The sequence below is a fragment of the Streptomyces sp. NPDC048496 genome (assembly GCF_043200055.1).
Classification (GTDB): Bacteria; Actinomycetota; Actinomycetes; order Streptomycetales; family Streptomycetaceae; genus Streptomyces.
In genome coordinates this window covers 30,971-55,905 of record NZ_JBICXB010000016.1, presented here as the reverse complement: position 1 = coordinate 55,905, position 24,935 = coordinate 30,971, and the positions used below count along the sequence as shown (strand labels likewise).

General features: G+C 71.0%; 18 protein-coding genes and 1 pseudogene. 8 read left to right on the top strand and 11 right to left on the bottom strand.

Annotated features, from left to right (window positions below; all coding sequences use genetic code 11):
* Positions 1 to 55: 55 nt before the first annotated feature.
* Both ACGFSA_RS17395 and ACGFSA_RS17390 read right to left on the bottom strand, forming a co-directional pair.
* The gene (locus tag ACGFSA_RS17395) at positions 56 to 592 is read right to left on the bottom strand and encodes an SUKH-3 domain-containing protein (protein ID WP_393305026.1); all 537 of its coding nucleotides are present in this window, start codon (positions 590 to 592) and stop codon (positions 56 to 58) included.
* Between the two features lie 10 nt (positions 593 to 602).
* The gene (locus ACGFSA_RS17390) at positions 603 to 1,127 is read right to left on the bottom strand and encodes a YwqJ-related putative deaminase (RefSeq protein WP_393305024.1); all 525 of its coding nucleotides are present in this window, start codon (positions 1,125 to 1,127) and stop codon (positions 603 to 605) included.
* A 326-nt stretch (positions 1,128 to 1,453) separates the two neighbouring features.
* Here ACGFSA_RS17390 and ACGFSA_RS17385 point away from each other — a divergent pair, with 326 nt between their 5' ends.
* The 3 genes from ACGFSA_RS17385 (at position 1,454) to ACGFSA_RS17375 (ending at position 5,970) form a co-directional block, all read left to right on the top strand.
* The gene (locus tag ACGFSA_RS17385; protein ID WP_393305022.1) at positions 1,454 to 2,431 is read left to right on the top strand and encodes an SMI1/KNR4 family protein; all 978 of its coding nucleotides are present in this window, start codon (positions 1,454 to 1,456) and stop codon (positions 2,429 to 2,431) included.
* Positions 2,432 to 2,436: 5 nt separating this feature from the next.
* The gene (locus ACGFSA_RS17380) at positions 2,437 to 4,890 is read left to right on the top strand and encodes an SUKH-4 family immunity protein (protein ID WP_393305020.1); all 2,454 of its coding nucleotides are present in this window, start codon (positions 2,437 to 2,439) and stop codon (positions 4,888 to 4,890) included.
* Between the two features lie 186 nt (positions 4,891 to 5,076).
* Positions 5,077 to 5,970, top strand: a complete 894-nt coding sequence (locus ACGFSA_RS17375; RefSeq protein WP_393305018.1) for a cellulose-binding protein — start codon at positions 5,077 to 5,079, stop codon at positions 5,968 to 5,970.
* Between the two features lie 22 nt (positions 5,971 to 5,992).
* Here the strand turns inward: ACGFSA_RS17375 and ACGFSA_RS17370 are convergent, their stop codons facing one another.
* From ACGFSA_RS17370 to ACGFSA_RS17340, 7 genes and pseudogenes are all read right to left on the bottom strand, one after another.
* A complete protein-coding gene (locus tag ACGFSA_RS17370) occupies positions 5,993 to 7,087 on the bottom strand; it encodes a hypothetical protein (protein ID WP_393305016.1) in 1,095 nt (364 codons plus the stop codon).
* A gap of 506 nt (positions 7,088 to 7,593) precedes the next feature.
* Positions 7,594 to 8,775: an FG-GAP-like repeat-containing protein gene (locus ACGFSA_RS17365; protein WP_393305014.1), complete on the bottom strand. Its 1,182-nt coding sequence runs from the start codon at positions 8,773 to 8,775 to the stop codon at positions 7,594 to 7,596.
* Between the two features lie 193 nt (positions 8,776 to 8,968).
* Positions 8,969 to 9,196, bottom strand: coding sequence for a DUF397 domain-containing protein (locus tag ACGFSA_RS17360; protein ID WP_393305012.1), 228 nt, complete (start codon positions 9,194 to 9,196; stop codon positions 8,969 to 8,971).
* Positions 9,197 to 9,278: 82 nt separating this feature from the next.
* A pseudogene (locus ACGFSA_RS17355) lies at positions 9,279 to 9,740 on the bottom strand (DUF5753 domain-containing protein); the annotation flags it as partial.
* A 421-nt stretch (positions 9,741 to 10,161) separates the two neighbouring features.
* The gene (locus ACGFSA_RS17350) at positions 10,162 to 11,772 is read right to left on the bottom strand and encodes a cation acetate symporter (RefSeq protein ID WP_393305010.1); all 1,611 of its coding nucleotides are present in this window, start codon (positions 11,770 to 11,772) and stop codon (positions 10,162 to 10,164) included.
* Positions 11,769 to 12,188 carry a DUF485 domain-containing protein gene (locus ACGFSA_RS17345; RefSeq protein ID WP_393305008.1) on the bottom strand — a complete coding sequence of 140 codons (420 nt, stop codon included), beginning with the start codon at positions 12,186 to 12,188 and terminating at the stop codon, positions 11,769 to 11,771. Before ACGFSA_RS17345 ends, ACGFSA_RS17350 begins: the two co-directional genes overlap by 4 nt.
* A 146-nt stretch (positions 12,189 to 12,334) precedes the next feature.
* On the bottom strand, positions 12,335 to 13,951 hold the full coding sequence (locus ACGFSA_RS17340) for an MFS transporter (RefSeq protein WP_393305006.1): 1,617 nt from the start codon (positions 13,949 to 13,951) through the stop codon (positions 12,335 to 12,337).
* A 414-nt stretch (positions 13,952 to 14,365) separates the two neighbouring features.
* Here ACGFSA_RS17340 and ACGFSA_RS17335 point away from each other — a divergent pair, with 414 nt between their 5' ends.
* The 4 genes from ACGFSA_RS17335 (at position 14,366) to mfd (ending at position 21,745) form a co-directional block, all read left to right on the top strand.
* Complete coding sequence (locus tag ACGFSA_RS17335) at positions 14,366 to 15,154, top strand: ABC transporter ATP-binding protein (protein WP_393305004.1); 789 nt, start codon at positions 14,366 to 14,368, stop codon at positions 15,152 to 15,154.
* A complete protein-coding gene (locus ACGFSA_RS17330; protein ID WP_393305002.1) occupies positions 15,151 to 17,733 on the top strand; it encodes an ABC transporter permease in 2,583 nt (860 codons plus the stop codon). Before ACGFSA_RS17335 ends, ACGFSA_RS17330 begins: the two co-directional genes overlap by 4 nt.
* A 90-nt stretch (positions 17,734 to 17,823) precedes the next feature.
* Positions 17,824 to 18,075 carry a hypothetical protein gene (locus ACGFSA_RS17325; RefSeq protein WP_393305000.1) on the top strand — a complete coding sequence of 84 codons (252 nt, stop codon included), beginning with the start codon at positions 17,824 to 17,826 and terminating at the stop codon, positions 18,073 to 18,075.
* 139 nt (positions 18,076 to 18,214) lie between these two features.
* Positions 18,215 to 21,745 carry a transcription-repair coupling factor gene (gene mfd, locus ACGFSA_RS17320; protein WP_393304998.1) on the top strand — a complete coding sequence of 1,177 codons (3,531 nt, stop codon included), beginning with the start codon at positions 18,215 to 18,217 and terminating at the stop codon, positions 21,743 to 21,745.
* A gap of 116 nt (positions 21,746 to 21,861) precedes the next feature.
* Here the strand turns inward: mfd and ACGFSA_RS17315 are convergent, their stop codons facing one another.
* Both ACGFSA_RS17315 and ACGFSA_RS17310 read right to left on the bottom strand, forming a co-directional pair.
* Positions 21,862 to 22,461 carry a cysteine hydrolase family protein gene (locus ACGFSA_RS17315; protein ID WP_393304996.1) on the bottom strand — a complete coding sequence of 200 codons (600 nt, stop codon included), beginning with the start codon at positions 22,459 to 22,461 and terminating at the stop codon, positions 21,862 to 21,864.
* 107 nt (positions 22,462 to 22,568) lie between these two features.
* Complete coding sequence (locus tag ACGFSA_RS17310) at positions 22,569 to 23,804, bottom strand: MFS transporter (protein WP_393304994.1); 1,236 nt, start codon at positions 23,802 to 23,804, stop codon at positions 22,569 to 22,571.
* Between the two features lie 140 nt (positions 23,805 to 23,944).
* Here ACGFSA_RS17310 and ACGFSA_RS17305 point away from each other — a divergent pair, with 140 nt between their 5' ends.
* Complete coding sequence (locus tag ACGFSA_RS17305; protein ID WP_393304992.1) at positions 23,945 to 24,880, top strand: LysR family transcriptional regulator; 936 nt, start codon at positions 23,945 to 23,947, stop codon at positions 24,878 to 24,880.
* Positions 24,881 to 24,935: the final 55 nt, after the last annotated feature.

Here is a 24,935-nt window from a genome sequence, read left to right as displayed (position 1 = left end):
TGAGGACAGAGCGGTCCCCGGACGCCCCCGGTCACCGCTCCGCCCCGGAACCCGCTCAGCCCGAAGTCAGACGCTCCGGCTGGAACCCGCCGACCAGCGTCGCCAGGGCCTGGTCGATGTCCGCGCCCAGGAACCAGTCCCCGGTGTGGTCGATGCTGTACACCCGCCCCTCGGCGTCGATCGCGAGGACCGCCTGCCCGTCTCCCTCCTCGCCCAGCGGGCTGACCTCGGTCTGCAGCGCCCGCCCGAGGTCACCGAGGGTGCGGGCCAGGTGCAGTCCGCTCAGCGGATCGATCCGCACCGACGCCGGTGCGATCTGCCGGCCCGGCGCGGGCGCCGCGATGTCCAGGCCGCCGAACTCCGCCCACGCCTCCACCGCCGCCGGGAACACTGCGTGCTGATGTCCGGCCGGCGATGTGTGGGCGCGCAGCGCGTCCGCCCACTCCTCCGCCTGCCGGATGTCCCAGCGGCCCGGCTGCCAGCCCGCGGTCCGCAGGGCGGCGTCGACGATGACGGGAAAGCGGGTGGCGGAGGCGCGGTCCGCATGGGTCGCGCGGCCGCTCTGCTGGGGTAGGTCGGTTCGGTCGTGCATCGGCGCGCGATCAGCCCTTCTCGGCGGTGGTCACCGCGCTGGTGGTGGTGAGGTCGACGGGACGGACGCCGAAATGGGCGAGCATCGCCGTACAGGAGCGGCACGGTGGCGCGTAACTGCCGTGCATCGGGTCGCCGTCCTCGCGGATCCGACGCGCGGTCAGCCGCGAGTGCTTCAGTGCGCGCCGCGCCTCCCCGCTGGTCAGCGGCTTGCGCTGGGCCCGCTTGGACCGGCCGGTCTCCGCGGCGGTGAGCTGCCGCGACACCAGGATCGCCTCGGGGCAGCGGCCGGTGAAGCGTTCGCGCTGCCCGCTGGTGAGCGTGTCGAGGAAGTCCTGGACCAACGGGTGCAGTACGGGCGGCTGGTCGCCCTTGCCCGCCGTGCAGGTCAGCGTCTCACCGCGGACGGACAGCGCCGCGGCCACGGCCGGCAGGATGCCGTCGCGGCGTTGGTGGAGACGAGGTGCGCTGCTCGTCCCGGTGCTGCTCCAGTTGAGGCGCGGATCCCCGGATGTGACTGATTGTGCTGTGTGCATGGTGCGAATGTCCCTCCCGTGCCCCGCAGCGGCAGCTGCACGATGTGCGCGCCCCCGAGTTGCGGTGACAGCCTGCCAAATGTGCCAGTCGGTGAGGAAGCTGGGGCGGTGAAACGTGTCTGCGTGTCGCGGACAGTGGCCTGACCGACGCTCGTCCGTCACCCAGTCGTGACGGTTCGTGACCGAAGGGAAGGGGGTGGCGGAAGAGAACCGGAAGGGAGGCGGAGGGGCGAGACCCCCTGTTGCGCCACCGCATAGGCTGTGCCCGGACCGTCCCCATGGGCAGGTCGGTCCTCACCAGACAGACGCAGCAGGGGGCAACCGCCATGACGACAGGTCGGCTCGGGCAGCAAGCCGCGCCACCGAACGCGGCCTACGCCGGGCAGGTCGTGCACTTCCCGGATCCGGTCCGGGCGTCCCGCCACCCCAGAGGTGTGCGCGTGGACGAGAACGGCTGCCCGGTATTCGCGCCCTACGCGCGCGCCGCCGCCGAGATCGCCGAGCCTCCGCAGGGTTTCGGCGTCGATGAACTGCGGCTCACCGACTACGTCTCGGCCAACGCGGCGCTGGCGGCGAGCGGCCACGAACTGTGGGACACGATTCCGGCGGTCGCCACCCCGCACGGCTGGACCTGGCACCACGTGCCGGGCGGCCGGCGGATGGAACTCGTCCCGGTCGAGGTCAAGGCACTGCTCCGGCACCACGGTGGTCTCGCGACCACCTCGGTCGACCAGAACAAGCGGGGCACGCGTCCGCTGCAGGAGACCCGGCCCGCGCACTTCCGGCTGCCGAAGGGCGCGGTCGCGGTCAGTGAGCAGCAGATCCAGGGTGTCGAGGAGGACCTCGGCTACCGGCTGCCCGGCGCGTACCGCTCGTTCCTGAAGGCGGCCGGCGGCTCGGCCCCGGTCGGTGCGGCGCTCGACCCGGAGCTCGGTCTCCTGGTCGATCAGCCGTTCTTCACGGTGCGTGACGAGGCCGCGGTGAACGACCTGGTGTACGTCAACAAGTGCCTGCGTGACCACCTCACCAAGGACTACCTGGGCGTCGGCTTCGTCCAGGGCGGCCTCCTCGCGCTGAAGGTCCGGGGCAACGGCGTCGGCTCGGTCTGGTTCTGCGCGTACGACGATGCCCGGGACCAGGACGGCTGGAGCGTGCAGGAGCGCGTGGACCGGCTGCTGCTGCCCTGTGGTGCGGACTTCGACGCCTTCCTGCAGCGCCTGGCGGGCAACCCGCCGGAGCTGGAGACCGTGGCGAACCTGATGGTGGACGGCGGCTTCGCGCGGGCCGTCCCGGTGGAGGGGTGAGCGCAATGGTGACCTTTGCGCAGGCGCAGGAGCGCGCGGACGAGTGGGTCAACACAGACGTGCCCGCGTACCAGCACCGCGAGGTGCGGGTCCGCGAGTTCGAGCTGGGCTTCGTGGTGTGGGCCGAGGACCGCGCGGAGGGCCCTGTCTCGGACGGCGGCCGGCAGCGGCTGGTGATCGCCCGCGACAGCGGTGAGGCGACGCTCTGGCCCGGACTGCCGGTGGGCGAGGTGATCCGGCGGTACGAGGAGGAGTACGCCACGGTCGCCGCGGCCCCGGCCCCGGCGCCGCCGGCGCGCGTCGACCTGAACCAGACGTCATTCCTGCTGAGCCCGCCGGAGTGGCTCCAGGAAGCGGCGGACAAGCTCGGGATACCGGACCGGCGGGCGGAGCGCGACGGGAACCCTCGCCCCGCGCCTCCCTCTTCTTCCGCTCCTTCGGCTCCTTCTGTTCCCGCGCAGGCGGCCCCCTCCGGGACGCCGTCCGGTGAGCGGCCCTGGCAGGGCGTCGGTGCGCAGGACGAGCATGAGCCCACCGCCCCCGACGGCGTTCCGGCCTCCTCGCCGAGCGTGCCCACCGGGGCCACCCCGTGGGCCGGGACCGACACCAACGCGGACTCCGACGACGGGGCGGTCGCGCTGCCGGCCACCGTGTTCGCGCCGCCGCTCTCGGGCGCCGATGACGACGGCACCCCGCCGCCGGTGGTCTCCGCGGAAGCACCGACCGCGCTGATGTCGGGCGGCAGCCGGCTGCCCCGGACGGCGATCGTCCCCGGCCTGAACCCGCAGGGTCCGGGTGCGCCCGGTCCCGGTGCTCCCGGGAGCGGTGACATCGCCGACGCCGCCACCAGTAAGGCCACGATGCCGCCGCGCGGTGCGCGCCGTGGCGGGTCGGCCACTCCGCCGCCGCCCGGGGCCCCCGGCACGCCGGGCGCCAGGCCGGGTGCGGCCGTGCCGCCGCCCTCGGGGCCGGGCGCGCCCGGCGCCCCGGCGGGCGGGTATCTGCCGACGCAGCTCGTCTCGCAGGTCGGCCCGCCCGGTGCACCTCAGCCCCCTGGGCCTCCTGGACCTCCCGGACAGCCCGGACCTCCCGCACCTCCCGGGCCTCCTGGGTCGACGCCGCCGCCCGGTGGCGGCTTCGACCACGCCGCGACCATGCTCGCCGACCCGGGCATGGGTGCCCCGAGCGCGCCCAGGCCCCCCGGCCCGCCCGGCGCCCCCGGCGTCCCGCAGCCTCCCGCCCCGCCCGGCGCCCCCGGTGTTCCGCAGCCTCCCGCCCCGCCCGGACCTCCCGGGTCTGCTCCGCTCCCGCCCGGTGGTGGCGCGCACCATGCCGCCACGATGCTCGCGGGACCTGCCCAGGTCGGCCCGCCCGGTCCGCCCGGGGCCCCCGGCATGCCGCCGGGGGGCGCCCCCGGTCCCGTACCGCCGAATCCGCACACCCCGCCGCCCCCGGCGTACGGCTATCCGCAGGCGCCGACGGGTCAGCCGACCGTCGGCCCCGGCTACCAGGCCGTGCTGCGCTTCCGTGCGCCCGACGGCAGCGAGCAGCAGCTGATCCGCCGCTCGGCACCCGGCACCCCGCACCCCGAGTGGCAGATGCTGCACGAGCTGCGGGCCATGAACGTGCCACCGCAGCAGGTCATCGAGCTCCACACCGAGCTGGAGTCCTGTGAGCTGCCAGGTGGCTACTGTGCGCGGATGATCCGGGAGACCTGGCCGCAGGTGCGGATCACCAGCGTCGCCCCGTACGGCACCGATCACGCCAGCCGTCAGCAGGGCATGCAGCATCTGCTCACCCATCAGGGTGAGTTGCACCAGGTCGCGGACGGTCCGGCGCGCCCTGCGCCGGTGCGGGCCCCGCTGCCGCAGATGCCGCCCGCGATGCCGATCCCGCCGGAGGCCATCGCGGAGGAGATGCTGCAGGCCTTCGGGCCGCAGGGCGTGCTCCGTTTCGACCAGCGCGCGGTGTCCCGCCAGGGCGTGCCCGAGATCGTGGCGCGGACGCTGGTGTGGGCGGGTCTGCCCGCCGACTTCGGGCCGTTCTTCTGGGCGCAGCCGGGTCAGCCGGTGGTGCCGACGCTGGCTGAGCTGGCCGCGCAGCGGCAGGTGCAGCCGGCCGCCGACGCGGGGTCGTACCTCGTCGTGGGGTCCGACTTCGGGCGGGCGATCTGTGTCCAGTACGGCACGGCGAACATCGTGGCCGTGCCGGTGGAGGCGGGTCCCGGCGGGCAGCCGGTGCCGCCGCAGTTCGTGAACACGGGCCTGCCGGAGTTCACGCGCTCGATGGCGCTCCTCGGCCGGATGTGGCGGCTCCGCTTCGGCCTCAACCCGGAGCAGGCGGGCCGCTGGACGGTCGACTTCCAGGCGCAGCTGGTGGCACTGGACCCGGCGGCGCTCGCGTCGCCGGAGAGCTGGTGGTCGGTGCTGCTGGAGCAGATGTGGGACGGCCTGATCTGACCTGATCCGACTCGACCTGCCGAGCACGAGGCGCCCGGACCCCGCCAGGGGATCCGGGCGCTCTGTTGTCTGTGACACCTGTCGCTTCCCTCCGGGAAACCACCGAATGGATTCGGACTTCTCTGCCAATTGCCGCATCCTTGGCGTATTGCTTGGTGGTCGGAGAGTCGGAGAGAGGCTTCAAGGATGAGTGCTGCACCGGTGTCCGCGTACGGCTTCGTCGTGGTGCGAGGACGTGGCTACCGCCCGGAGCAGGTGGACAGAAGAGTGGCCGATCTGTCGGCGGAGCGGACCGAGGCGTGGGAGAGAGCGTCCCGGCTGACCGCGCTGGCGGAGGAGCTGGAGGCCGAGTCGGCACGGCTGACCGAGGTCGTCGCCACGCTCGCCCCGCAGACGTACGCCTCCCTCGGCGACCGGGCCCAGGAGATCCTGGCGCTCGCCTACGAGGAGGCGCATGCCGTACGCAGCACTGCGCAGGAGGAGGGGCAGGCGCTGCGGGACGCGGCGGACGCGGCGGCCCGTAAGTTCCGCGACAACGCGCGCGCGGACTCCGACGCCCTCCGGTCGGCAGCCGGGGCGCACGCCGACGAGACGGTGGCCGCGGCGCAGCAGAGCGCCGACTCCGTGCTTGCCGCTGCCCGCGAGGAAGCCGAAGAGGAGCGCGACCAGGCGGAGGCCGCGATGGCGGAGACCCGCAGCCGTACCGCGAGCGTGCTGGCCAACCAGGAGCACGAGCAGACCGAGCGGTGGAAGACCACCGAACGTGAACTGGCGGATGCCGAAGCAGCCCAGGCCGCGCGGCACGACGAGCTGATCGACCGGGCGGAGGCCCGGCAGGCCGAGGAGCGCCGGGCTCTGGCGGAGGCCGAGGAGGCGGCGCGGCACGGCCAGGAGGACGCCGAGGCGCAGGCTGCCGAGCTGATCGCGGCGGCCAGGGTGCGCGAGGAGCGGGTGGTCCGCGAGACCGAGCGGATCCTGCGGGTGCACGAGGAGGGCCGCGAAGAGGTGCAGGCGCACATGGCGCATGTACGCAACTCGCTCGCGGCGCTCACCGGGCGTGTGGCGCCCGCGGGGAACTGATCCGTACGCCTCCGGAGGCGGTTCAGGCGGCCTGCCTGTCCTTCGCACTGCGCAGTGCCGCGCGCATGATGTCGATGGACTCGGCTCTCGTGCTCTCGTCACTGTCGGGTGAGCCGTCGCAGGCGTGGCACTCGCGGCAACTGCCGGGCCGGGCGGCGCGGAAGGCGCGCTCGCAGCCGCCCTCACAGGTCTGCCAGGCCAGGGCTTCCGGCCGGTCCGGTGGTGTGGCCGGACGAGACGCAGCGGGTACGGCGATGGGCTGTTCCCGGAGACGGTAGGCCAGAATGCGGGACGGGCGGGCCCGGAGCGGGTCGGGGAGATCAAGGGTGAGTGCCCGGGTGATCTCCTCGGCGCCGACGCCCCGTGCGAGCCACTCGGCGACGGCAGGGGCGAGCTCGGCCACTTCACTCCGGGACAGGATCAGCCTCGGGTTGACGATGCGCAGCGAGGCGAGGATGACGACGGCTTGCGGGTCGGCATCGTCGAGAGGGAGCGGGGGAGGGGCAACGGCACTGCCCGGGACGGCAGTTCCGCGTGCGGCCTCGACGGTCTCAGAAGCGCTGGACGCGGCAGCAGCGGCGGTGCTTGTACCGGTCCCAGGGGCAGACTCGTCCCCAGGGGCAGGTGCAGGGGCGGCTTGGGCGTCGCCCGTGGAGGCGGATCCGGTTTCGACGTCCAGGGCGGGGGCGCCCTCCGCGTCCGGCGCGGGCATCTCCTCCGCCGTCGAAGGCTTTCGGGGATGTGGCGGCGGGGTGGGCCGGTCTCCCTGGCCGGGCACGTCGTAGAAGTACGTCCGGGTGTGGATCAGGCCGTTGGCCCCGCGCACCCGGCGGCGTTCCAGATATCCGGCGTCCTCCAGCTCCCGGAGCGCCCGCGAGATCAGGATCTCGCCCTCGGTGAAGTGCGCACACAGCGCGGCGACGCTCACGCGGGCGCCGTCCGGCAACGAGAGGATGTATGCGGCGACGCCGACCGTGACCGCGCTTCCGGGGCGCTGCGCAAGGGCGTTGGCGATCACGGTGAAGTGGGCGGTGAGGCGCGTGCGTACATGAATCACGCCCGAGGTCGGAGCTCCGGCTTCGGCGCGCGGGCGCGCGTTAAACTGCGAATCAGCCATTGGGAAGGGTTTGCTTCCTGGGTGGTCAGGCCCTCGATCGGGATTGCCGTCCCGGCCGGGGGCCGTCTTCATGCGTGAGGTTGTCGCGGCGAACGTAACCGGCCCTGCCCCGCATATGCAACCAAGTCACCCGTGCGGGTGACGAGTTGGGAGGGGAGGGAGGGCGGGGGGTTCTTTCCCCAGGTCCTTTGGGGAGGTCCGTGACCCACCGGCCCCTCGGAGACGAGCCCCCGGTGGCACCGAAGCACTGCTCGCCACCGGTCCCCGGCCGGTCCGGACCCGGTGGCGTACCGGTACAGGCAGCCTTCACTGGCGCGGCCCGGACGGTGGAGTATCCGACGCGGGCACGCACGGCCTGGGCGAGGGCGAGGGGCACGGGCAGTTCCATGCGCCGCTCTCACCGGGCCGGAGCCCCGACGCGCGCTGAGATCCGCCGGTTCGTTGGCTGACCGGTCACCTTGCTGTGCGAGGGCCTTCGCTTCGGAAGCGAAGGCCCTCGTGGTGGGTCAGAAGGCGCCGTTCAGGAACCACCAGCTGGCGTTGTTCTTCTCGGCCGCCCGCAGTCCGCCCGTGCCGAGTCCCTGGTACTGGACCAGCCAGTCGCCGCTCGTCGCGAGAAGGTCCAGCCGGCCGTCGCCCGACCAGTCGCCGACACCAAGGAGGGAGCCCATGGCGTTCCAGCCGCCGCTGCCGACCAGCACGCGCGAACCGAGGTAGCCGGCCCTGCCCGGGTAGAGCCAGAGCTTGCCGGTGGCGGCCTCGCGGGCGTACAGGTCGGCCCGGCCGTCGCCGTTCATGTCGCCGACGCCCACCAGGGCGTTCATGCCGTTCCAGCCGCCGCTGCCGATCAGCTTCCGCGCGCCGAGACCGCCGGATGCAGTGCCGGGGTACAGCCACAACTTGCCGGTGGACTTCTCCACCGCCAGCAGGTCCGCGCGGGCGTCGCCGGACAGGTCCCCGAAGGCGACGATCCGGCTCATGGCGTTCCAGCCGCCGCTGCCGATCAGCTTTCGTGCGCCGAGGCCGCCGGTCCCGGTGCCGGGGTAGAGCCAGAGCTTGCCGGTGGCCGCCTCGCGGGCGATCACGTCCTCCCGGCCGTCGCGGCTGAAGTCGCCGTGGCGGGTGAGGGCGTTGAAGGCGTTCCAGCCGCCGCTGCCGACCAGGCGTCCGGTGTCGTCGCCGGGCAGGAACCACAGGCGCCCGGCCGTGTCGCGGACGAGGATGTCCGACCTCCGGTCGGCGTTCATGTCGCCGAACCCGGACAGCTTGGGCGCGGTCTCCGCGTACCAGCTGGGGTAGGGGTCCGACTCGCACTCCCGGAGAGTGCGGACGAGCTTCACCGAGCTGACGGACTGAGGGCTGAGGTGGTTGGCGTAGCCATCGTTCTCGTACCACGAGTAACCGTGCGTGACACCGTAGTTCGGGTCGTCGTAGACGCAGGCGATCAGCGAGGTGCGGTTCATGACCACCCTGATCTGGCCGTCCCAGGTGCCCAGCGTCGCCTTGCTCGTGTTCGTCTTGAGCATCGAGCCCGTGGCGCTGGAGTCCTTCCAGGCACAGAAGTACCCCGAAGGGCAGTCGCTGACCGCGGCCTGCGCGGGCGCCGCACCCGCGCTGACCAGGCCAAGCGAGGCAAGCCCCAGCGCCGCGGCCCCAGAGGCCAGGCGCCGAAGCAGTGATGTACGCATTCTTTCCCCTCCCTGTGACGGCGCGCACAGGCCTTCGAGCCGCGCCGCGAGGAGGACCGTACCCGCGGCCACTGTCACCCTGCCGCGCGGGTCACCGTTTCGTGCACCAGGCCCCGGTCCACCTACGTGGCCGAGCAGAAGGCATGCGGCAAGGTGCACCACGGCTCGGCACAGAAGCCCGAACCAGTGCCGGCTACCGGCCGGGGCGGAAGCGGCGGTTCGTCTTCAACTCGCTTATGAACGCGGTCCAGGTGGCCACCGGGAACGCCAGGGCAGGACCGGTCACGTTCTTGCTGTCACGGACGGGGACGACGCCGGGGAACCCGTCCGCCACTTCTACGCAGTTGCCCCCCTCCTGATTGCTGTAGCTGCTCTTGCGCCAGTCGGCGCCGGTCAGATCGAGACGGGACACTCGCTCCACGGTGGTTGCCCTCCATCACGGATCGGATCATGTCGAGTGACATGAGCGGGGGCAGGGCTACTGCCCGCAGCCGATCGTAGGTCACCGCGAAGCGGCTGACCTCCTTCGGATCCTCGATCAACTGGCCGTAGTGAGCACCCTCCGTGTAGCCGACTTCAGTGCCGTTCGGCAGCGTCAGAACGGTAAGGGAGCCGCCCATGGCGGCGTGTTCGCCCTGATCGAAAGGCAGTACCTGAAGAGTGATGTGGGGTTCGGCTGCGACTTCCAAGAGCCGGATCAACTGGTTTTGCATGACAGCCCAGCCGCCGACGGGACGTCGCAATACGGCTTCGTCAAGAACGACCCACAAATCGGGGCGGTCGGGAGCACCGAGGCGTTCTTGACGTTCCAGCCGGGCCGACAGGCGTTCCTCCAAGTGCTCCTCGTTCTTGAGTGATCGGCCAACGCTCAGGACGGCCCGTGCGTATGCCTCGGTCTGTAACAGCCCTGGCACCACGTGGGATGCGTACTCACGGATCGACACCGCCCGCGCCGAGTGCGTCATGAACGCCCGCGACCAGTCCGGGAATGCCTCCCGGTACACGTACGGCCACAGGTCGATCAGCAGGTTGTCCGCTACGAGTGCGGTGTCGAGGGCCCGAGCCAGTTCCAGCGTCGGTCTGGCTCCGGACGCGCGCTCGATCTGGGTGATCCGGGAGCTGACGACGTGCGTCTTCTCGGGAAGACGGTGTGGGCGGAGTGTCGCGCTTCACCAACTGGCGCCGTAGAGACCTGACGTACTGATAACCACCCGCCGTTGTATCCACCTCTGGCAGGCGGAGCAGCGCTGGGAGGTGCCGGGGACGGGGACCTTGTGCAGGGTGCCGCCGTGTCGGGCGGTCGAAGCAGTCGCCGACGACACCGGCGCCGCGGTGGCTCGTACATGACGGCGGCGGCGGGACGGACGTGGCCGATGGCGGCGGTGTTCAGCGGCGGGAAACCGGCGGCGCGCCCGCGAGGATCCACGGCTCCTCCACCTCGTACCGCCGGCACGCCTCGGCGGAGGTCCGCCGGGGCAGCACCGTGCCCAGCCAGCCCGCCAGGAATCCGGCCGGGATCGAGACGAGGCCGGTCGTGGTGAACGGGAACCAGTTGAAGTCGTGTCCGGGGAAGACCGACCCGGGCGAACCCGACACCAGATTCGTTCCGGTGATCAGCACGAGGGCCGCGACGGTGCCGCCGATGAGGGTGCAGAGCAGTCCGGTACGGGTGAAGCGCCGCCAGAACATGCTGTAGACGAGCGCCGGGGCCAGCGCCGACGCCCCGATGCAGAAGGAGAGCGTCACCAGCGCCTGGAGGTTCCAGTGCCGGGCCGCCACGGCGAGGACGATGGCGAGCAGCCCGACGCCGACCGCCGCGGCCTGCGCGGCGCCCATCTCGGTCCGGTCCGCGACCGGCCGCCTGCTCCCGTCGCGCATCCCGTGGACGAACAGGTCGTGGGCCAGAGAGTTCGCACAGGCCAGGATCATTCCGGCGACCGAGGCGAGCAGGGTCAGGAAGATCGCCGTCGTCATCGCCGTGAGCACCAGTGCACCGATCTTCCCGCTGCCCGCGACCACACCGCTGACCTGGAGGACCGAACCGTTGCCCTGTGCCCCGGCGGCGACGATGAGGTCGTGGCCGACCAACGCGGCCGCACCGAAACCGATCACGGTGAGCAGCAGAGAGATGACGACGGTCACGGAGACCGCCCAGGACATCGAGCGGCGTACGGCCCGCGCGCTGCGGGCGCCCGTCATCCGCATGGTGACGTGCGGCAGCGCGGCGATGCCGAGCACCAGGGTCAGTTCGGAGCTGACCATGTCGAGGCCGCTGCCGCCGAACTGGAGCCCCGACTGCAGATAGGCGGCCCCGGCACCGCTGCCCCGCTGGGCGGCCGCGAGCAGCGCGGCGACGGACCAGTCGAAGTGGTCCATGACCAGTGCGGAGATGGTGAGACAGGCGACGACGAGAAAAACCGTCTTGATGATCTGGATCAGGGCGGTCCCCTTCATCCCGCCGATCGCCGCGTAACTGATCATCATGATCCCGAGCGCGATGATCGAACCGGTACGGAAGCCGGAACTGTCGAATCCCAGGATGAAGGCCATCAGATCGCCGCTGCTGGCGAGCTGGACGACCATCAGTGGCAGCAGGGCGGCGAGGGTGACGCCGCAGGAGGCGATCCGGATCGCGCGGCCGGGGGCGCGTCGGGCGAACACGTCGCCCATGGTGAACCGGCCGGCGTTGCGCAGCGGTTCGGCGAGCAGGAACATCAGAAGGACGAGCGAGAGCGAGGTGCTCAGGCCGACCACGAGCCCGTCGTAGCCGGTGAGGGCGACGAGTCCGCTGGCGCCGAAGACGGTCGCCGCGGAGAGGTAGTCCCCCGCGATGGCGAGGCCGTTGCGGACGGGGGAGAGCGAGTGGTAGCCGGTGTAGAACTCCGCGAGGTCGTCGTGGTCGGGGCCGGTCATCACGCAGAGCAGCAGAGTGACGGAGGCGACCGCGAGGAACGCCACGAGGGACATCGCCTGCGCCGACTCGTCGATCCAGTTCATCGGGCCGCTCCTGTTCTTCGGAGTGCGGTGGCGAGCGGGTCGACCGTGCGCCGTGCGGTCCGCTCGTACAGGGCGATCGCGAGCAGGGTCACCGGAAGCTGGCAGAGGCCGAGCGCCAGGCCGACGTTGAGTCCGCCGCCGACCGGACGGGACATCAGCCCGGGGGCGAAGCCGGACAGCACCAGGAAGAGCGTGAAGTAGCCGAGCGCGGTCAGGGTCGCGACCCGCCGCAGCACCCGGTACGCGGTGCGCAGCAGGCGCAGATCGCTGTGCCGTCCGGGAGCCGGCGTGGGCGTGCGTATCGGCGTCGGACGGCGGGGCGGGGGCGCCGGCGGCGAACTCTGCCAGGGAAGAAGGAGATCGGGGTCGTACGGGGGGCGGCGCGACGGCTCGACGTGCGGGTGCTCGTACGACATCTGGGTGCTGCTCCTTGCATGGCTCGGGTCCCGGGGCGGACTGCAAGGGAGAGCGCGTGAGCGCTGCTGGGAGCGGGAACACTACTCGCGAGTAGGGCGGTAGAGCAGTAGTTGGCCTGAACTTCCCTCTGTGAAAAAGAAGTTGGCTAATTCTGTGATGCTTCGGTGGTGCTTCCAGGGCTGGTTGCGGAGCCGGTTCCGGCGTCCTCGGTGAGGATCGGGAAGCGGCGCGGTGCCACGAAGACCAGCACCAGCAGCGCCACCGCCGCGGCCGCCGCGGCCCCGACGTACACCTGGTCGACAGCGGCGTCGACGGCCCGCCGCAGATAGTCCGTCGCGGCGGCTGAGAGCGCGCCCGGGTCGTCCAGTGCGTGGGAGATCGCGTCCAGGTCGCCCGGCAGCCCGGGGACGGGCGCGTCGGCGAGCCGGGAGGCGAGGACCCCGTTGGCGACGGCACCGAAGAGCGCGGCGCCCAGACTCTGGCCGACCTGGCGGCAGAACAGTACGGAAGCCGTCGTCGTACCGCGTTCGGACCAGCCGACCGTCGACTGGACCCCGACGATCAGCGGCAGTTGGAACAGCCCCAGCGCCGCGCCCAGCAGCAGCATGATCAGGGCCGGCTGCCAGGGCTCGCCGGGGTACGGCAGCAGCGGGAACGAGAGCAGGATCAACAGGGCGCAGCCCATGCCGATGATCGAGGTGCGACGGAAGCCGATGCGGCTGTAGACCCGGTTGGAGAGGGCCGCCGACACCGGCCAGCTCAGCGTCATCACGGAGAGCACGAAACCGGCGGCGATCGGGCCGAGGCCGAGCACCGACTGGGCGTACGTCGGCAGGAAGACCGTCGGGGCGACCATCAGCAGCCCCAGTGCGCCCAGGGCCAGATTGACCGAGGCGATGGTCCGCCGACGCCACACCCAGCCCGGGATGATCGGGTCGGCGGCGCGCCGCTCGATGACGACGGTCAGCACGGCGAGGACCGCGCTCGCGGCCAGCAGGCCGAGCGACGGCGCGGAGAGCCAGGGCCAGGCGACCCCGCCCTGGACGAGCGCGGTCAGCAACAGGGCGCCGGTCGCGAAGACGGCGAGGGCGCCCGCCCAGTCGATCCGTGACCGGGGCGTACCGGCCACGCGGGCGCGGGACGGCTCGTGGAGGTGGCGCACGACCAGCCAGAGCGCGAGCGCCCCGACCGGCAGATTGATCAGGAAGATCCACCGCCAGTCGGCGTACCCGGCGAGCAGCCCGCCGATCACCGGTCCGGCGACGGCGGACGTGGCCCAGACGGTGGACAACTTGGCCTGGATCCTGGGGCGTTCCTTGAGCGGATAGAGGTCGGCGGCGATCGTCTGCACCGTGCCCTGCAGCGCCCCGCCGCCGAGTCCCTGGACGACCCGGAAGGCGATGAGCGCGGCCATGTTCCAGGCGGCGGCGCAGAGGACCGAGCCGACCAGGAAGAGGATGATGCCGGCGATCAGGACCGGTTTGCGGCCGAACGTGTCGGAGAGCTTCCCGTAGACCGGCAGAGTGACGGTGACGGCCAGCAGATAGCCGGAGAAGAGCCAGGAGAAGACGGCGAAGCCGCCGAGATCACCGACGATCTGCGGGACAGCGGTGGAGACGATGGTGCCGTCCATGGCCGACAGCGTCATGCAGAGCATCAGCGCGGCCACGACGGGGCCGCGGCCCCGGGGCGCGGACGGGGAGGGGACGGAGTCCACTCCGGACCCCGATTTCCCTTCGGTGCCGCCGTCCGAGCCGCTCATAAAGATCCCTTCCCCATGCACGTATCTTCCGGTGACACTGTCTCACCCGCTGCCGGGCAGGGCCCTGGGGCCGGTCCGTAGCCACCCGGGGTTGAGCCCCTGAGATCCGGCTCCACCCAGGGGCTGAGACCCCTAGGGGTAGCTCCTTACTTCTGTCCAGGGGCGGTTCCTCCCGGCGGAGGACGTGGGGCCGGGGGCCCGTTCCTTAACGTGTTCTTACAACGCGAATGCGGGTGACCGCAGGGGGCGGGGTGGGGAAAACCCCACCTCAAGACTGCGCTGGGCACCAGCGCGCCGGACCACGTCCGGACACGAGACTTGAGTACGAACACGGCGCCGCCCGTTCAGCGGGCGGCGCCCATCGCGAATCGACGTCCTGACCCAGGACGTCTTCACCGACTTAGGAGAATCACCGTGACAACGGCTGTAACCATTCCCAGGCACGAGGGCACTGGAGGGCGTACGGCCGTCGCTGCGCGGGCGCGGCAGGTCGTCAAGGCGTACGGCGCCGGGGAGACCCGGGTCGTCGCGCTCGACCATGTCGATGTGGACATCGCCCGCGGGCAGTTCACCGCGATCATGGGCCCGTCCGGTTCCGGCAAGTCGACCCTGATGCACTGCCTGGCCGGTCTGGACACCGTGAGCTCGGGCGAGATCTACCTCGACGAAACCGAGATCACCCAGCTCAAGGACAAGAAGCTCACTCAGCTTCGCCGGGACCGGATCGGCTTCATCTTCCAGGCGTTCAACCTGCTCCCGACGCTCAACGCGCTGGAGAACATCACGCTGCCGATGGACATCGCGGGCCGCAAGCCCGACGCCGGCTGGCTGCGCCAGGTCGTGGAGACGGTCGGTCTCGCCGAGCGGCTGAAGCACCGGCCCACCGAGCTCTCCGGCGGCCAGCAGCAGCGCGTCGCGGTCGCCAGGGCGCTCGCAGCCCGGCCGGAGATCATCTTCGGTGACGAACCCACCGGCAACCTGGACTCGCGGGCCGGCGCCGAGGTGCTGAGCTTCCTGCGCAAGTCCGTCGACGAGCTGGGACAGACCATCGTCATGGTCACCCACGACCCGGTCGCCGCCTCCTACGCGGACCGGGTGCTGTACCTCGCGGACGGACGCATCGTCGACGAGATGCACAACCCGACGGCCGACCAGGTCCTCGACCGCATGAAGGACTTCGACGCGCGCGGGCGGACGTCATGACTGTGTGGAAGACATCGAGGCGCAACTTCTTCGCGCACAAGGGACGAATGGCGCTCTCCGCCGTCGCGGTCCTGCTGTCGGTGGCGTTCGTGTGCGGCACGCTCGTCTTCACCGACACCATGAACACCACGTTCGACAAGCTCTTCGCGGCCACCTCCGCCGACGTCACCGTCAGCCCCAAGGCCGCGGGAGAGGTCGACGAACTGCCGGAGAACGGCAAGCCCGTCACGCTCCCCGCCGCCGCCGTCGAGCAGGCCGGGAAGGCGGACGGGGCGAAGACCGCCGAGGGCACGGTCAGCAGCATGTCCGTCACCGTCGTCGACAGCCACAACAAGAACATGGGCTCCTCGGCCGGCGCCCCGACGATCGCGGGCAACTGGACGCAGAACGACCTGCGTTCCATGGAGATCACCTCCGGACACGCACCGCGCGGTCCGACCGAGGTCATGGTCGACGCCGACACCGCGGACAAGCACCACCTGAAGATCGGTGACGAACTGCGCACCATCGCCGTCACCGGCGACATCAGGGCGCGGATCAGCGGTATCGCCTCCTTCAAGGTCACCAACCCGGGCGCGGCCGTCGTCTACCTCGACACCGCAACCGCGCAGGTCAAGCTCCTCGGCAAGCCCGATGTCTTCACCCAGATCTCCGTCACCGCCAAGCCCGGTGTCAGTGATACGCAGTTGAAGAAGAACGTCGCCACCGCCCTCGGTGACAGCGCCGCGTACAAGCTCCAGACCCAGCAGGAGGCCGCGGACGCCAACAAGGACTCCATGGGCTCATCCCTCGACGTGATGAAGTACGCGATGCTCGGCTTCGCCGGGATCGCCTTCCTCGTCGGCATCTTCCTCATCGTCAACACCTTCTCGATGCTGGTGGCCCAGCGCACCCGCGAGATCGGCCTGATGCGGGCCATCGGCTCCAGCCGCAAGCAGGTCAACCGGTCGGTCCTGATCGAAGCGCTGTTCCTCGGCTTCGTCGGTTCCCTCCTCGGTGTCGGCGCCGGCATCGGTGTCGCGGTCGGACTGATGAAGCTCATGAACTCCATGGGCATGAACCTGTCCACCGAGGACCTCACGATCGCCTGGACGACTCCGGTGCTCGGGCTGGCGCTCGGCGTCATCGTCACGGTCGTCGCCGCGTACGTCCCGGCCCGCCGGGCCGGGAAGATCTCCCCGATGGCCGCCCTGCGCGACGCCGGAACCCCGGCGGACGGCCGCGCGGGCCGGGTCCGGGCCGCGATCGGCCTGGTCCTCACCCTTGCCGGTGGCGCCGCGCTCCTCGCTGCGACGCGGGCCGACAAGTCGAGCGAAGGCTCGCTCTTCCTCGGTGTGGGCGTGGTCTTCACCCTGATCGGCTTCATCGTGATCGGCCCGCTGCTGGCCGGCTTCGTGGTCCGGGTGCTCAGCACGGTGGTGCTGCGGATGTTCGGCCCGGTCGGACGGATGGCCGAGCGCAACGCGCTGCGCAACCCGCGGCGTACCGGAGCGACCGGAGCGGCCCTGATGATCGGCCTCGCGCTGGTCGCCTGCCTCTCGGTCGTCGGTTCGTCGATGGTCGCCTCGGCGACCGAGGAGCTCGACAAGTCGGTCGGCGCGGACTTCATCGTCCAGCCGAGCGGCAACCGGCAGCCGATCGTGCCGCAGGCCGCGAAGGCCCTGGAGGCCGCCCCGGGCATCGAGCACATCACCGACTACAAAGTCGTCAGCGCCAAGCTCACCGCACCGGACGGCTCGACCGAGGACAAGGTCCTGGCCGCCGTCGACCCCACGTACCGGGACGACGTCCGTCGCGAGACGGTCTCCGGCAACCTGGCCGACGCCTACGGCAAGGACGCCATGTCGGTCGGCGACGCGTACGCCACCCGGCACAAGATCAAGGTCGGCGACCGGATCACCGTCGCGTTCAAGGACGGCGAGACGGCGAAGCTGAAGGTCGCCGCGATCACCTCGGACGACACGAACATCGACAAGCACGCGATGTACACCAACATCACGACCGCGGAGAAGTACGTCCCCGCCGACAAGATGCCGAAGAACATGCTCATGTTCGCCAAGGCGCAGGACGGCAAGGAGAAGGAGGCGTACGCCGCCCTCAAGGACGCCCTTGCCCCGTACCCGCAGTACACCGTGCAGAACCAGGCCGACTTCAAGCAGCAGCTGAAGGACCAGATCGGCCAGCTGCTGAACATCGTCTACGGTCTGCTGGCGCTCGCGATCATCGTCGCGGTGCTCGGTGTGGTGAACACCCTGGCCCTGTCGGTGGTCGAGCGGACCCGTGAGATCGGCCTGATGCGCGCCATCGGCCTCTCCCGCCGCCAGCTGCGCCGCATGATCCGCCTGGAGTCGGTGGTCATCGCCCTCTTCGGCGCCCTGCTCGGCCTCGGCCTGGGCATGGGCTGGGGCACGGCGGCCCAGAAGCTGCTGGCCCTGGAGGGCCTCGGCGTTCTGGAGATCCCGTGGCCGACGATCCTCACGGTCTTCGTCGGCTCGGCCTTCGTCGGCCTGTTCGCCGCCCTGGTCCCGGCGTTCCGGGCGGGCCGGATGAACGTGCTGAACGCGATCGCGACCGAATAGTGGTCGCGGAGATCCACGTAGGATGACTGGTCCGGCTCCGGGGTGTTCCTCCAAACACCCCGGAGCCGGACGCGTACCCGCTCCCGCCCGGTGCAACTCCCGTGCGCTGCCCGAACCCCGCACCGCGAGGCGCCGGACCCGGCGCCGCAGATCCGCGACCGGCTGGAGGCCCGCGGCTTCGAACGGCGATGGCTGACCGCGCCGGACGCCGGCTTCGGGGCCGGGGCGCACCGCTTCACGCGGAGCCCACAGCCGCTTTCGCCCTGGGAGCGCATGTTCACCTTCGTCGGGTGCGACGCGCCGGCGGCCACCGGCGGTCAGCGGCCGGATCCGACCCGCTGAGCCGGATTGCGGGCGCGGCTGTCGGAGGGGAGTCGTACGCTGGAACCCCCGGCCCGTAAGACGTGTCGGGCCCTTCGCGTTGCCCCCTGGCAGCAGCCGGCTGCCGGAATCCCCCTCGTTACCCGGACGGAAGCCCTTCATGAGCCTGCACGGTCTGCTGGATGTCGTCGTACGTGACCCGGCGCTCGCCGAAGCGGTGAAGGCCGCCACCGACGGTCACCGGATGCATGTGGACCTCGTCGGCCCGGCGGCCGCCCGCCCCTTCGCCGTGGCCGCACTGGCCCGCGAGGCCGGGCGGACCGTGCTCGCCGTGACCGCGACCGGACGGGAGGCCGAGGACCTGGCCGCCGCCCTGCGGACGCTGCTGCCCCCGGACACCATCGCCGAGTTCCCGTCCTGGGAGACCCTGCCGCACGAGCGGCTCTCGCCGCGTTCGGACACGGTCGGCCGCCGCCTCGCCGTGCTGCGCCGCCTCACGCACCCGAGGGCCGACGACCCGGAGACCGGGCCGGTCAGTGTGATCGTCGCGCCGGTGCGTTCCGTGCTGCAGCCGCAGGTCAAGGGGCTCGGGGACCTGGAGCCCGTGGCACTGCGCATCGGTCAGAGCGCCGATCTCGGCCAGACCGTGGAGGCGCTCTCGGCGGCCGCGTACTCCCGGGTCGAACTGGTCGAGAAGCGCGGCGAGTTCGCCGTCCGCGGTGGAATTCTGGACGTCTTTCCGCCGACCGAGGAGCATCCCCTCCGGGTGGAGTTCTGGGGCGACGACGTCGAGGAGATCCGGTACTTCAAGATCGCCGACCAGCGGTCGCTGGAGATCGCCGAGCACGGCCTCTGGGCGCCGCCCTGCCGCGAGCTCCTGCTCACCGACCAGGTGCGCGAACGGGCCGCCGCCCTCGCCGAACAGCACCCGGAGCTGGGCGAGCTGCTCGGCAAGATCGCCGAGGGGATCGCGGTGGAGGGCATGGAGTCCCTTGCCCCGGTCCTCGTCGACGACATGGAACTGCTGCTCGACGTGTTGCCGAAGGGCTCGATGGCGCTGGTCTGCGACCCGGAGCGGGTCCGCACCAGGGCGGCGGACCTGGTCGCCACCAGCCAGGAGTTCCTCCAGGCGTCGTGGGCGGCGACCGCCGGTGGTGGAGAGGCACCGATCGATGTCGGCGCCGCCTCCCTGTGGGGCATCGCGGACGTCCGCGACCGGGCCCGTGAGCTGGACATGATGTGGTGGTCGGTCTCCCCGTTCGCCGCCGACGCCGAGCTCGACGAAGACACCCTGAAGCTCACGATGCACGCCCCGGAATCCTACCGCGGCGACACCGCCCGTGCGCTCGCCGACACCAAGGGCTGGCTCGCCGACGGCTGGCGCACGGTGTACGTCACCGAGGGGCAGGGGCTCGCCACCCGTACCGTCGAGGTGCTCGCCGGCGAAGGCATCCCGGCCCGCCTCGACCCGGACCTGGCGGAGATCTCGCCGTCCGTCGTCCATGTGTCGTGCGGCGCGATCGACTACGGCTTCGTCGACCCGGCGCTGAAACTCGCCGTACTCACCGAGACGGACCTGACCGGTCAGCGCACCGCGACCAAGGACCTGGGCCGGATGCCGGCCCGCCGCCGCAAGACCATCGACCCGCTGACGCTGGAGACGGGCGACTACATCGTCCACGAGCAGCACGGTGTGGGCCGCTACATCGAGATGGTGCAGCGCACGGTGCAGGGCGCCACCCGCGAGTACCTCCTCGTCGAGTACGCCCCCGCCAAGCGCGGCCAGCCCGGCGACCGCCTCTACATCCCGACCGACCAGCTGGAGCAGGTCACCAAGTACGTCGGCGGCGAGGCGCCCACCCTGCACCGGCTCGGCGGCGCCGACTGGACGAAGACCAAGGCGCGCGCCAAGAAGGCCGTCAAGGAGATCGCCGCCGACCTGATCAAGCTGTACTCGGCGCGGATGGCGGCGCCGGGCCATGTCTTCGGCCCCGACACCCCGTGGCAGCGCGAGCTGGAGGACGCCTTCCCGTACGCGGAGACGCCGGACCAGCTCACCACGATCGCCGAGGTCAAGGAGGACATGGAGAAGTCCGTCCCGATGGACCGGCTGATCTGCGGCGACGTCGGCTACGGCAAGACGGAGATCGCGGTGCGGGCAGCCTTCAAGGCGGTCCAGGACGGCAAGCAGGTCGCCGTCCTCGTCCCCACCACGCTCCTCGTCCAGCAGCACCACGGCACGTTCACCGAGCGCTACTCCCAATTCCCGGTCAACGTGAGGGCGCTGAGCCGCTTCCAGTCCGACACCGAGTCGAAGGCGACTCTGGAGGGGCTGCGCGAGGGCTCCGTCGACCTGGTCATCGGCACGCACCGCCTGTTCTCGTCCGAGACGAAGTTCAAGGACCTGGGCCTGGTCATCGTCGACGAGGAGCAGCGCTTCGGCGTCGAGCACAAGGAGCAGCTGAAGAAGCTCCGGGCCAACGTCGACGTCCTCACCATGTCCGCGACGCCGATCCCCCGTACGCTCGAGATGGCCGTCACCGGCATCCGTGAGATGTCGACGATCACCACGCCCCCCGAGGAGCGCCACCCGGTCCTGACCTTCGTCGGCCCGTACGAGGAGAAGCAGATCGGCGCGGCCATCCGGCGTGAACTGCTGCGTGAGGGGCAGGCGTTCTACATCCACAACCGTGTCGAGTCCATCGACCGAGCGGCCGCGCGCCTGCGCGAGATCATCCCCGAGGCGCGGATCGCGACCGCCCACGGCCAGATGTCCGAACAGGCGCTGGAGCAGGTGGTCGTGGACTTCTGGGAGAAGAAGTTCGACGTCCTGGTCTCCACGACGATCGTCGAGTCCGGCATCGACATCTCCAACGCCAACACGCTGATCGTGGAGCGCGGCGACAACTTCGGCCTCTCCCAGCTCCACCAGCTGCGCGGCCGTGTCGGCCGTGGCCGCGAGCGCGGTTACGCGTACTTCCTGTACCCGCCGGAGAAGCCCCTCACCGAGACGGCCCACGAGCGCCTCGCCACGATCGCCCAGCACACCGAGATGGGCGCGGGCATGTACGTGGCGATGAAGGACCTCGAGATCCGCGGCGCCGGAAACCTTCTGGGCGGCGAACAGTCCGGCCATATCGCGGGCGTCGGCTTCGACCTGTACGTACGCATGGTCGGTGAGGCCGTCGCCGACTACCGGGCCTCGCTCGAAGGCGGCGTGGAGGAGGAGCCGCCGCTGGAGGTCAAGATCGAGCTCCCGGTCGACGCACACGTGCCGCACGACTACGCCCCCGGCGAGCGGCTGCGCCTCCAGGCGTACCGCGCGATCGCGTCCGCCACCACGGAGGACGACATCAAGGCGGTCCGCGAGGAACTCACCGACCGCTACGGCAAGCTCCCGGAGCCGGTCGAGAACCTCCTCCTCGTCGCGGGCCTGCGCATGCTGGCCCGTGCCTGCGGCGTCGGCGACATCGTGCTCCAGGGCCCGAACATCCGGTTCGCCCCGGTGGAACTGCGCGAGTCGCAGGAGCTGCGCCTGAAGCGCCTCTACCCGAAGACGGTGATCAAGCCGGCTCTCCACCAGATCCTGGTCCCGCGCCCGACCACCGGCAGGATCGGCGGCAAGCCGGTCGTCGGCCGCGAACTCCTCGCCTGGACCGGGGAGTTCCTCACGACGATTCTGGGGTCCTGAACAACGGCCCGGTGAGCGACCAGCTCCGGGCTGCTGCTGGGTCGGCGCTGGGGTGCGGGCGGCCGCCATACCACGTGGGTGCGGCGGCCGTGGGTGGGATCGGCTCGTGGTTCGAGTCAGTCAGCCCGGAGCAGGGCGTGCAGCTCGGTGGTGTCGATGATGTGGGCCCGTGAGGGGAAGACTCGGTGGAGCAGGACGTTGTGGACTTCGGTGTCTGGGTCGGCAACGCCGTCGGACAGGACATAGAGCTGGTAGTCGCGGTCGGCCGCGTCCATGACAGTGGACAGGACGGCGCCGCTGGTACTGATGCCGGAGACGACCAGAGTGGTGATGCCGCGCTCGCGCAGCTGCTGGTCGAGGTCGGTGGTGGACATGCCGCCGTGGCGGGTCTTGCGCACGATGATGTCGCCGTCCTGGGGAGCCAGGCGCTCGTGGATGGCAGTGGCAGGGTCCTCATGGTGCATGACGCGGTGTTGGGCCAGCGGGGCGAAGGACTTGTTGCCGGCCGGGATCGTGTCCCAGTCGGCCTCGGTGAAGCCGACGCGTACGTAGGCGACGGTGCCGCCGTTTGCGCGAACGTCGGCGATGGCCCCTTCCATGCGGCCGAGCAGGGCCTCGCGGTCCCCGCCTTCGGCCAGCGCGGCCAGGATCGCGGGCTGGTAGTCCATGACGAGAAGAGCGGTGTGCGCGGGGTCGAGGGCGGGGGCAGTGCTCACGCGAGTGGTCTCCTTGTTGGTGGTGTGCCTGGTTGACGCGGACGCGCATCGGTGGACCGGCTGCAGCCTGCGCGCTTCAGCGGCGAATCGCGGTGTGTCATGAGTGGCTAGGTAGCCGGTTCCGGCTCGTGCTGCGGCGTGTGGTCGCGTCGGGGAAGCAGGAGCGGGGTGGTCAGGATGAGCAGTCCCGCGACCGTGAGAGCGGTGCGTGGGCTGGTGACGTCGGCGAGCAGCCCGCCCAGCGCGGTCAAGATGGCGATGGACGCCTGCTGGCCGATTGACCAGGCCGACAGGGTGCGGGCGACGAGATGCTTGGGGGTGTGTTCGAGCCGGTAGGTGGCGAGCACCGGGGTGTACAGGCTCATGTTGATGATGATCGCCAGCTCGACGGCCATTACGGTGACGAGGCCGACGACGCCGGGACGGACGAAGGCCAGGCCGATCAGCCAGATGGCGCGCAGGGTGCCGACGGTCCGGAAGACCCGGTGCCGGCCGAAGCGGGCCACGACACGGCGGGCCAGCCGGGAGCCGATGAGCCCGCCGAGGCAGGGGGCGGCGAAGGCGAGGCCGTACTGCCAGGGTGGGAACCCGAGCTGGCGAAGCAGGAGCACGGCCAGCAGCGGCTCGGTGGCCATGATCAGACCGGAGACGAGCATGTTGTTGAGGTAGAGCGCCCGCAGACCGGGGTGACCCATGATGTGTCGCCAGCCGTCGAGCAATGCGCCCGCCCGGACCGGGCTCTTGTCGGTCGCTCGCGGCGCTTCTTCCTGGCCGCGGATCGCGGTGATGCCCAGCGCGGAGAGCAGGTAGCTGAGCGCGTCGGCCACCACGGTGGTGACCGGCCCGAACAGGCCGATCGCCGCCCCGCCCAGCGGTGGCCCGACCGCGATGGAACTCCAGTTCGTGGACTCGAATCGCGCGTTGGCCACGAGCAGATCATCCGGCCGGACGAGGGCCTTGAGGTAGGCGCCGCTGGCCGCGTTGAACGCGATCTTGGCCGCGGCGACCACGGCCGAGATCACGAGCAGCTGGACGAAACTGAGCCGACCGAAGGCGTAGGCGACCGGGATCGTCGCCATGGCCGCAAACCGGGCCAGGTCCATCATGATCATGACCGGGCGCTTGAGCCGGAACTCCACCCACGGCGCGAGCGGCACCGCGATCAGCGCACCCACCGCCGGCCCCACCGCGGACAGCGTGGACACCTCGGCGGGGCCGGCATGCAACACCAGTACAGCGATCAGCGGCAATGCCCCGAACCCCAGCCCGGACCCATACGCGCTCACCGCATACGCCGCCCACAGCCAGCCGAACTGCTGGCCCAACGGTCTCCTGCCCACCATGCTCAGCGCGCTCCCCGTGAAGTCCCACCCGAACAAACTGACGTTGACCAATGAGAGCTAAGTGGGCAGGACATCAGCAGGTCAAACAACTGCCCTGCCAGCTATTCACAACCATCCGTTGTTCACTAAGGTGGATCGGCGTGGATCTCGAAGCAGTACGTACCTTTGTCACCGTCGCGGAAGCGGGCCAGTTCCAGAAAGCCGCCGCCGACCTGTCGATCACCCAGCAGGCCGTGTCCAAACGCATCGCCACGCTGGAGCGCACCCTCGGCGTGCGGTTGTTCACCCGTGCCCCACGCGGCGCTGAGCTCACCATCGATGGGCAGGCGTTCCTGCCCCACGCACGCGAGCTGCTGCGCGTCGCCGAGCGCGCGGTCGCGTCCGTGCGCCCCGGCCGCCGTCCACTGCGCGTCGACGTGCTCGCCTCGCGCAGCGCGCAGTCGGGCCTGATGCGCGGCTTCCACCGCGCACACCCCGAGATCGACCTCGACGTGGTGATGCTGTTCGACATCGAGACGGCCGTCGCCGCCATCCGGTCCGGTGCGATCGACGCGTCCTTCCGCGCCGTCGCTGCTCCCGGCCGGCCTCTTCCCGAGGACATCGAGTCCGTCCGGGTGCTCGACGAGCAGCTCCAGCTCCTCACCGGCCCCGCCCACGCGCTGGCGGGCGCCGGGTCGGTGACCGTCGCTCAGCTCGCCGGGCACCGGATCTGGATGCCCGGCGTCGTCCCCGGCACCGAGTGGGCCGCCTACTACGACGACCTCGTCGCCGAGTTCGGCCTCACCATCGAGGCGACCGGCCCCAACTTCGGCTCCGACGCGCTCCTCGACACCGTCGCCGACACCCCAGCCCTGGCCACCTTCATGGGCGAGCAGACCCGCCTCGTCTGGCCCGCCGGCCACGGCCTGCGCCGCATCCCGGTGACCGACCCGACGCCCGTCTACCCGCACTCGCTCCTCTGGCACCGCGACAACCCCCATCCGGCGCTGGCCACCCTCCGCGCCCACCTCGCCGCCACAGCGGCCGGCCACGACGCCGCCGGGACCTGGCGGCCGGGCTGGGTGATTCCGCGCTGAACGCCGCCGCGTCCTCGGTCATCCTGGCCGGACCGACGGACGGTGACTCGGGGGC

Bases quoted from the DNA above. Each gene is read 5' to 3' on its own strand.
- ACGFSA_RS17395 (WP_393305026.1), bottom strand. From the start codon at position 592: ATGCACGACCGAACCGACCTACCCCAGCAGAGCGGCCGCGCGACCCAT.
- ACGFSA_RS17390 (WP_393305024.1), bottom strand. From the start codon at position 1,127: ATGCACACAGCACAATCAGTCACATCCGGGGATCCGCGCCTCAACTGG.
- ACGFSA_RS17385 (WP_393305022.1), top strand. From the start codon at position 1,454: ATGACGACAGGTCGGCTCGGGCAGCAAGCCGCGCCACCGAACGCGGCC.
- ACGFSA_RS17380 (WP_393305020.1), top strand. From the start codon at position 2,437: ATGGTGACCTTTGCGCAGGCGCAGGAGCGCGCGGACGAGTGGGTCAAC.
- ACGFSA_RS17375 (WP_393305018.1), top strand. From the start codon at position 5,077: ATGAGTGCTGCACCGGTGTCCGCGTACGGCTTCGTCGTGGTGCGAGGA.
- ACGFSA_RS17370 (WP_393305016.1), bottom strand. From the start codon at position 7,087: ATGGCTGATTCGCAGTTTAACGCGCGCCCGCGCGCCGAAGCCGGAGCT.
- ACGFSA_RS17365 (WP_393305014.1), bottom strand. From the start codon at position 8,775: ATGCGTACATCACTGCTTCGGCGCCTGGCCTCTGGGGCCGCGGCGCTG.
- ACGFSA_RS17350 (WP_393305010.1), bottom strand. From the start codon at position 11,772: ATGAACTGGATCGACGAGTCGGCGCAGGCGATGTCCCTCGTGGCGTTC.
- ACGFSA_RS17345 (WP_393305008.1), bottom strand. From the start codon at position 12,188: ATGTCGTACGAGCACCCGCACGTCGAGCCGTCGCGCCGCCCCCCGTAC.
- ACGFSA_RS17340 (WP_393305006.1), bottom strand. From the start codon at position 13,951: ATGAGCGGCTCGGACGGCGGCACCGAAGGGAAATCGGGGTCCGGAGTG.
- ACGFSA_RS17330 (WP_393305002.1), top strand. From the start codon at position 15,151: ATGACTGTGTGGAAGACATCGAGGCGCAACTTCTTCGCGCACAAGGGA.
- mfd (WP_393304998.1), top strand. From the start codon at position 18,215: ATGAGCCTGCACGGTCTGCTGGATGTCGTCGTACGTGACCCGGCGCTC.
- ACGFSA_RS17310 (WP_393304994.1), bottom strand. From the start codon at position 23,804: ATGGTGGGCAGGAGACCGTTGGGCCAGCAGTTCGGCTGGCTGTGGGCG.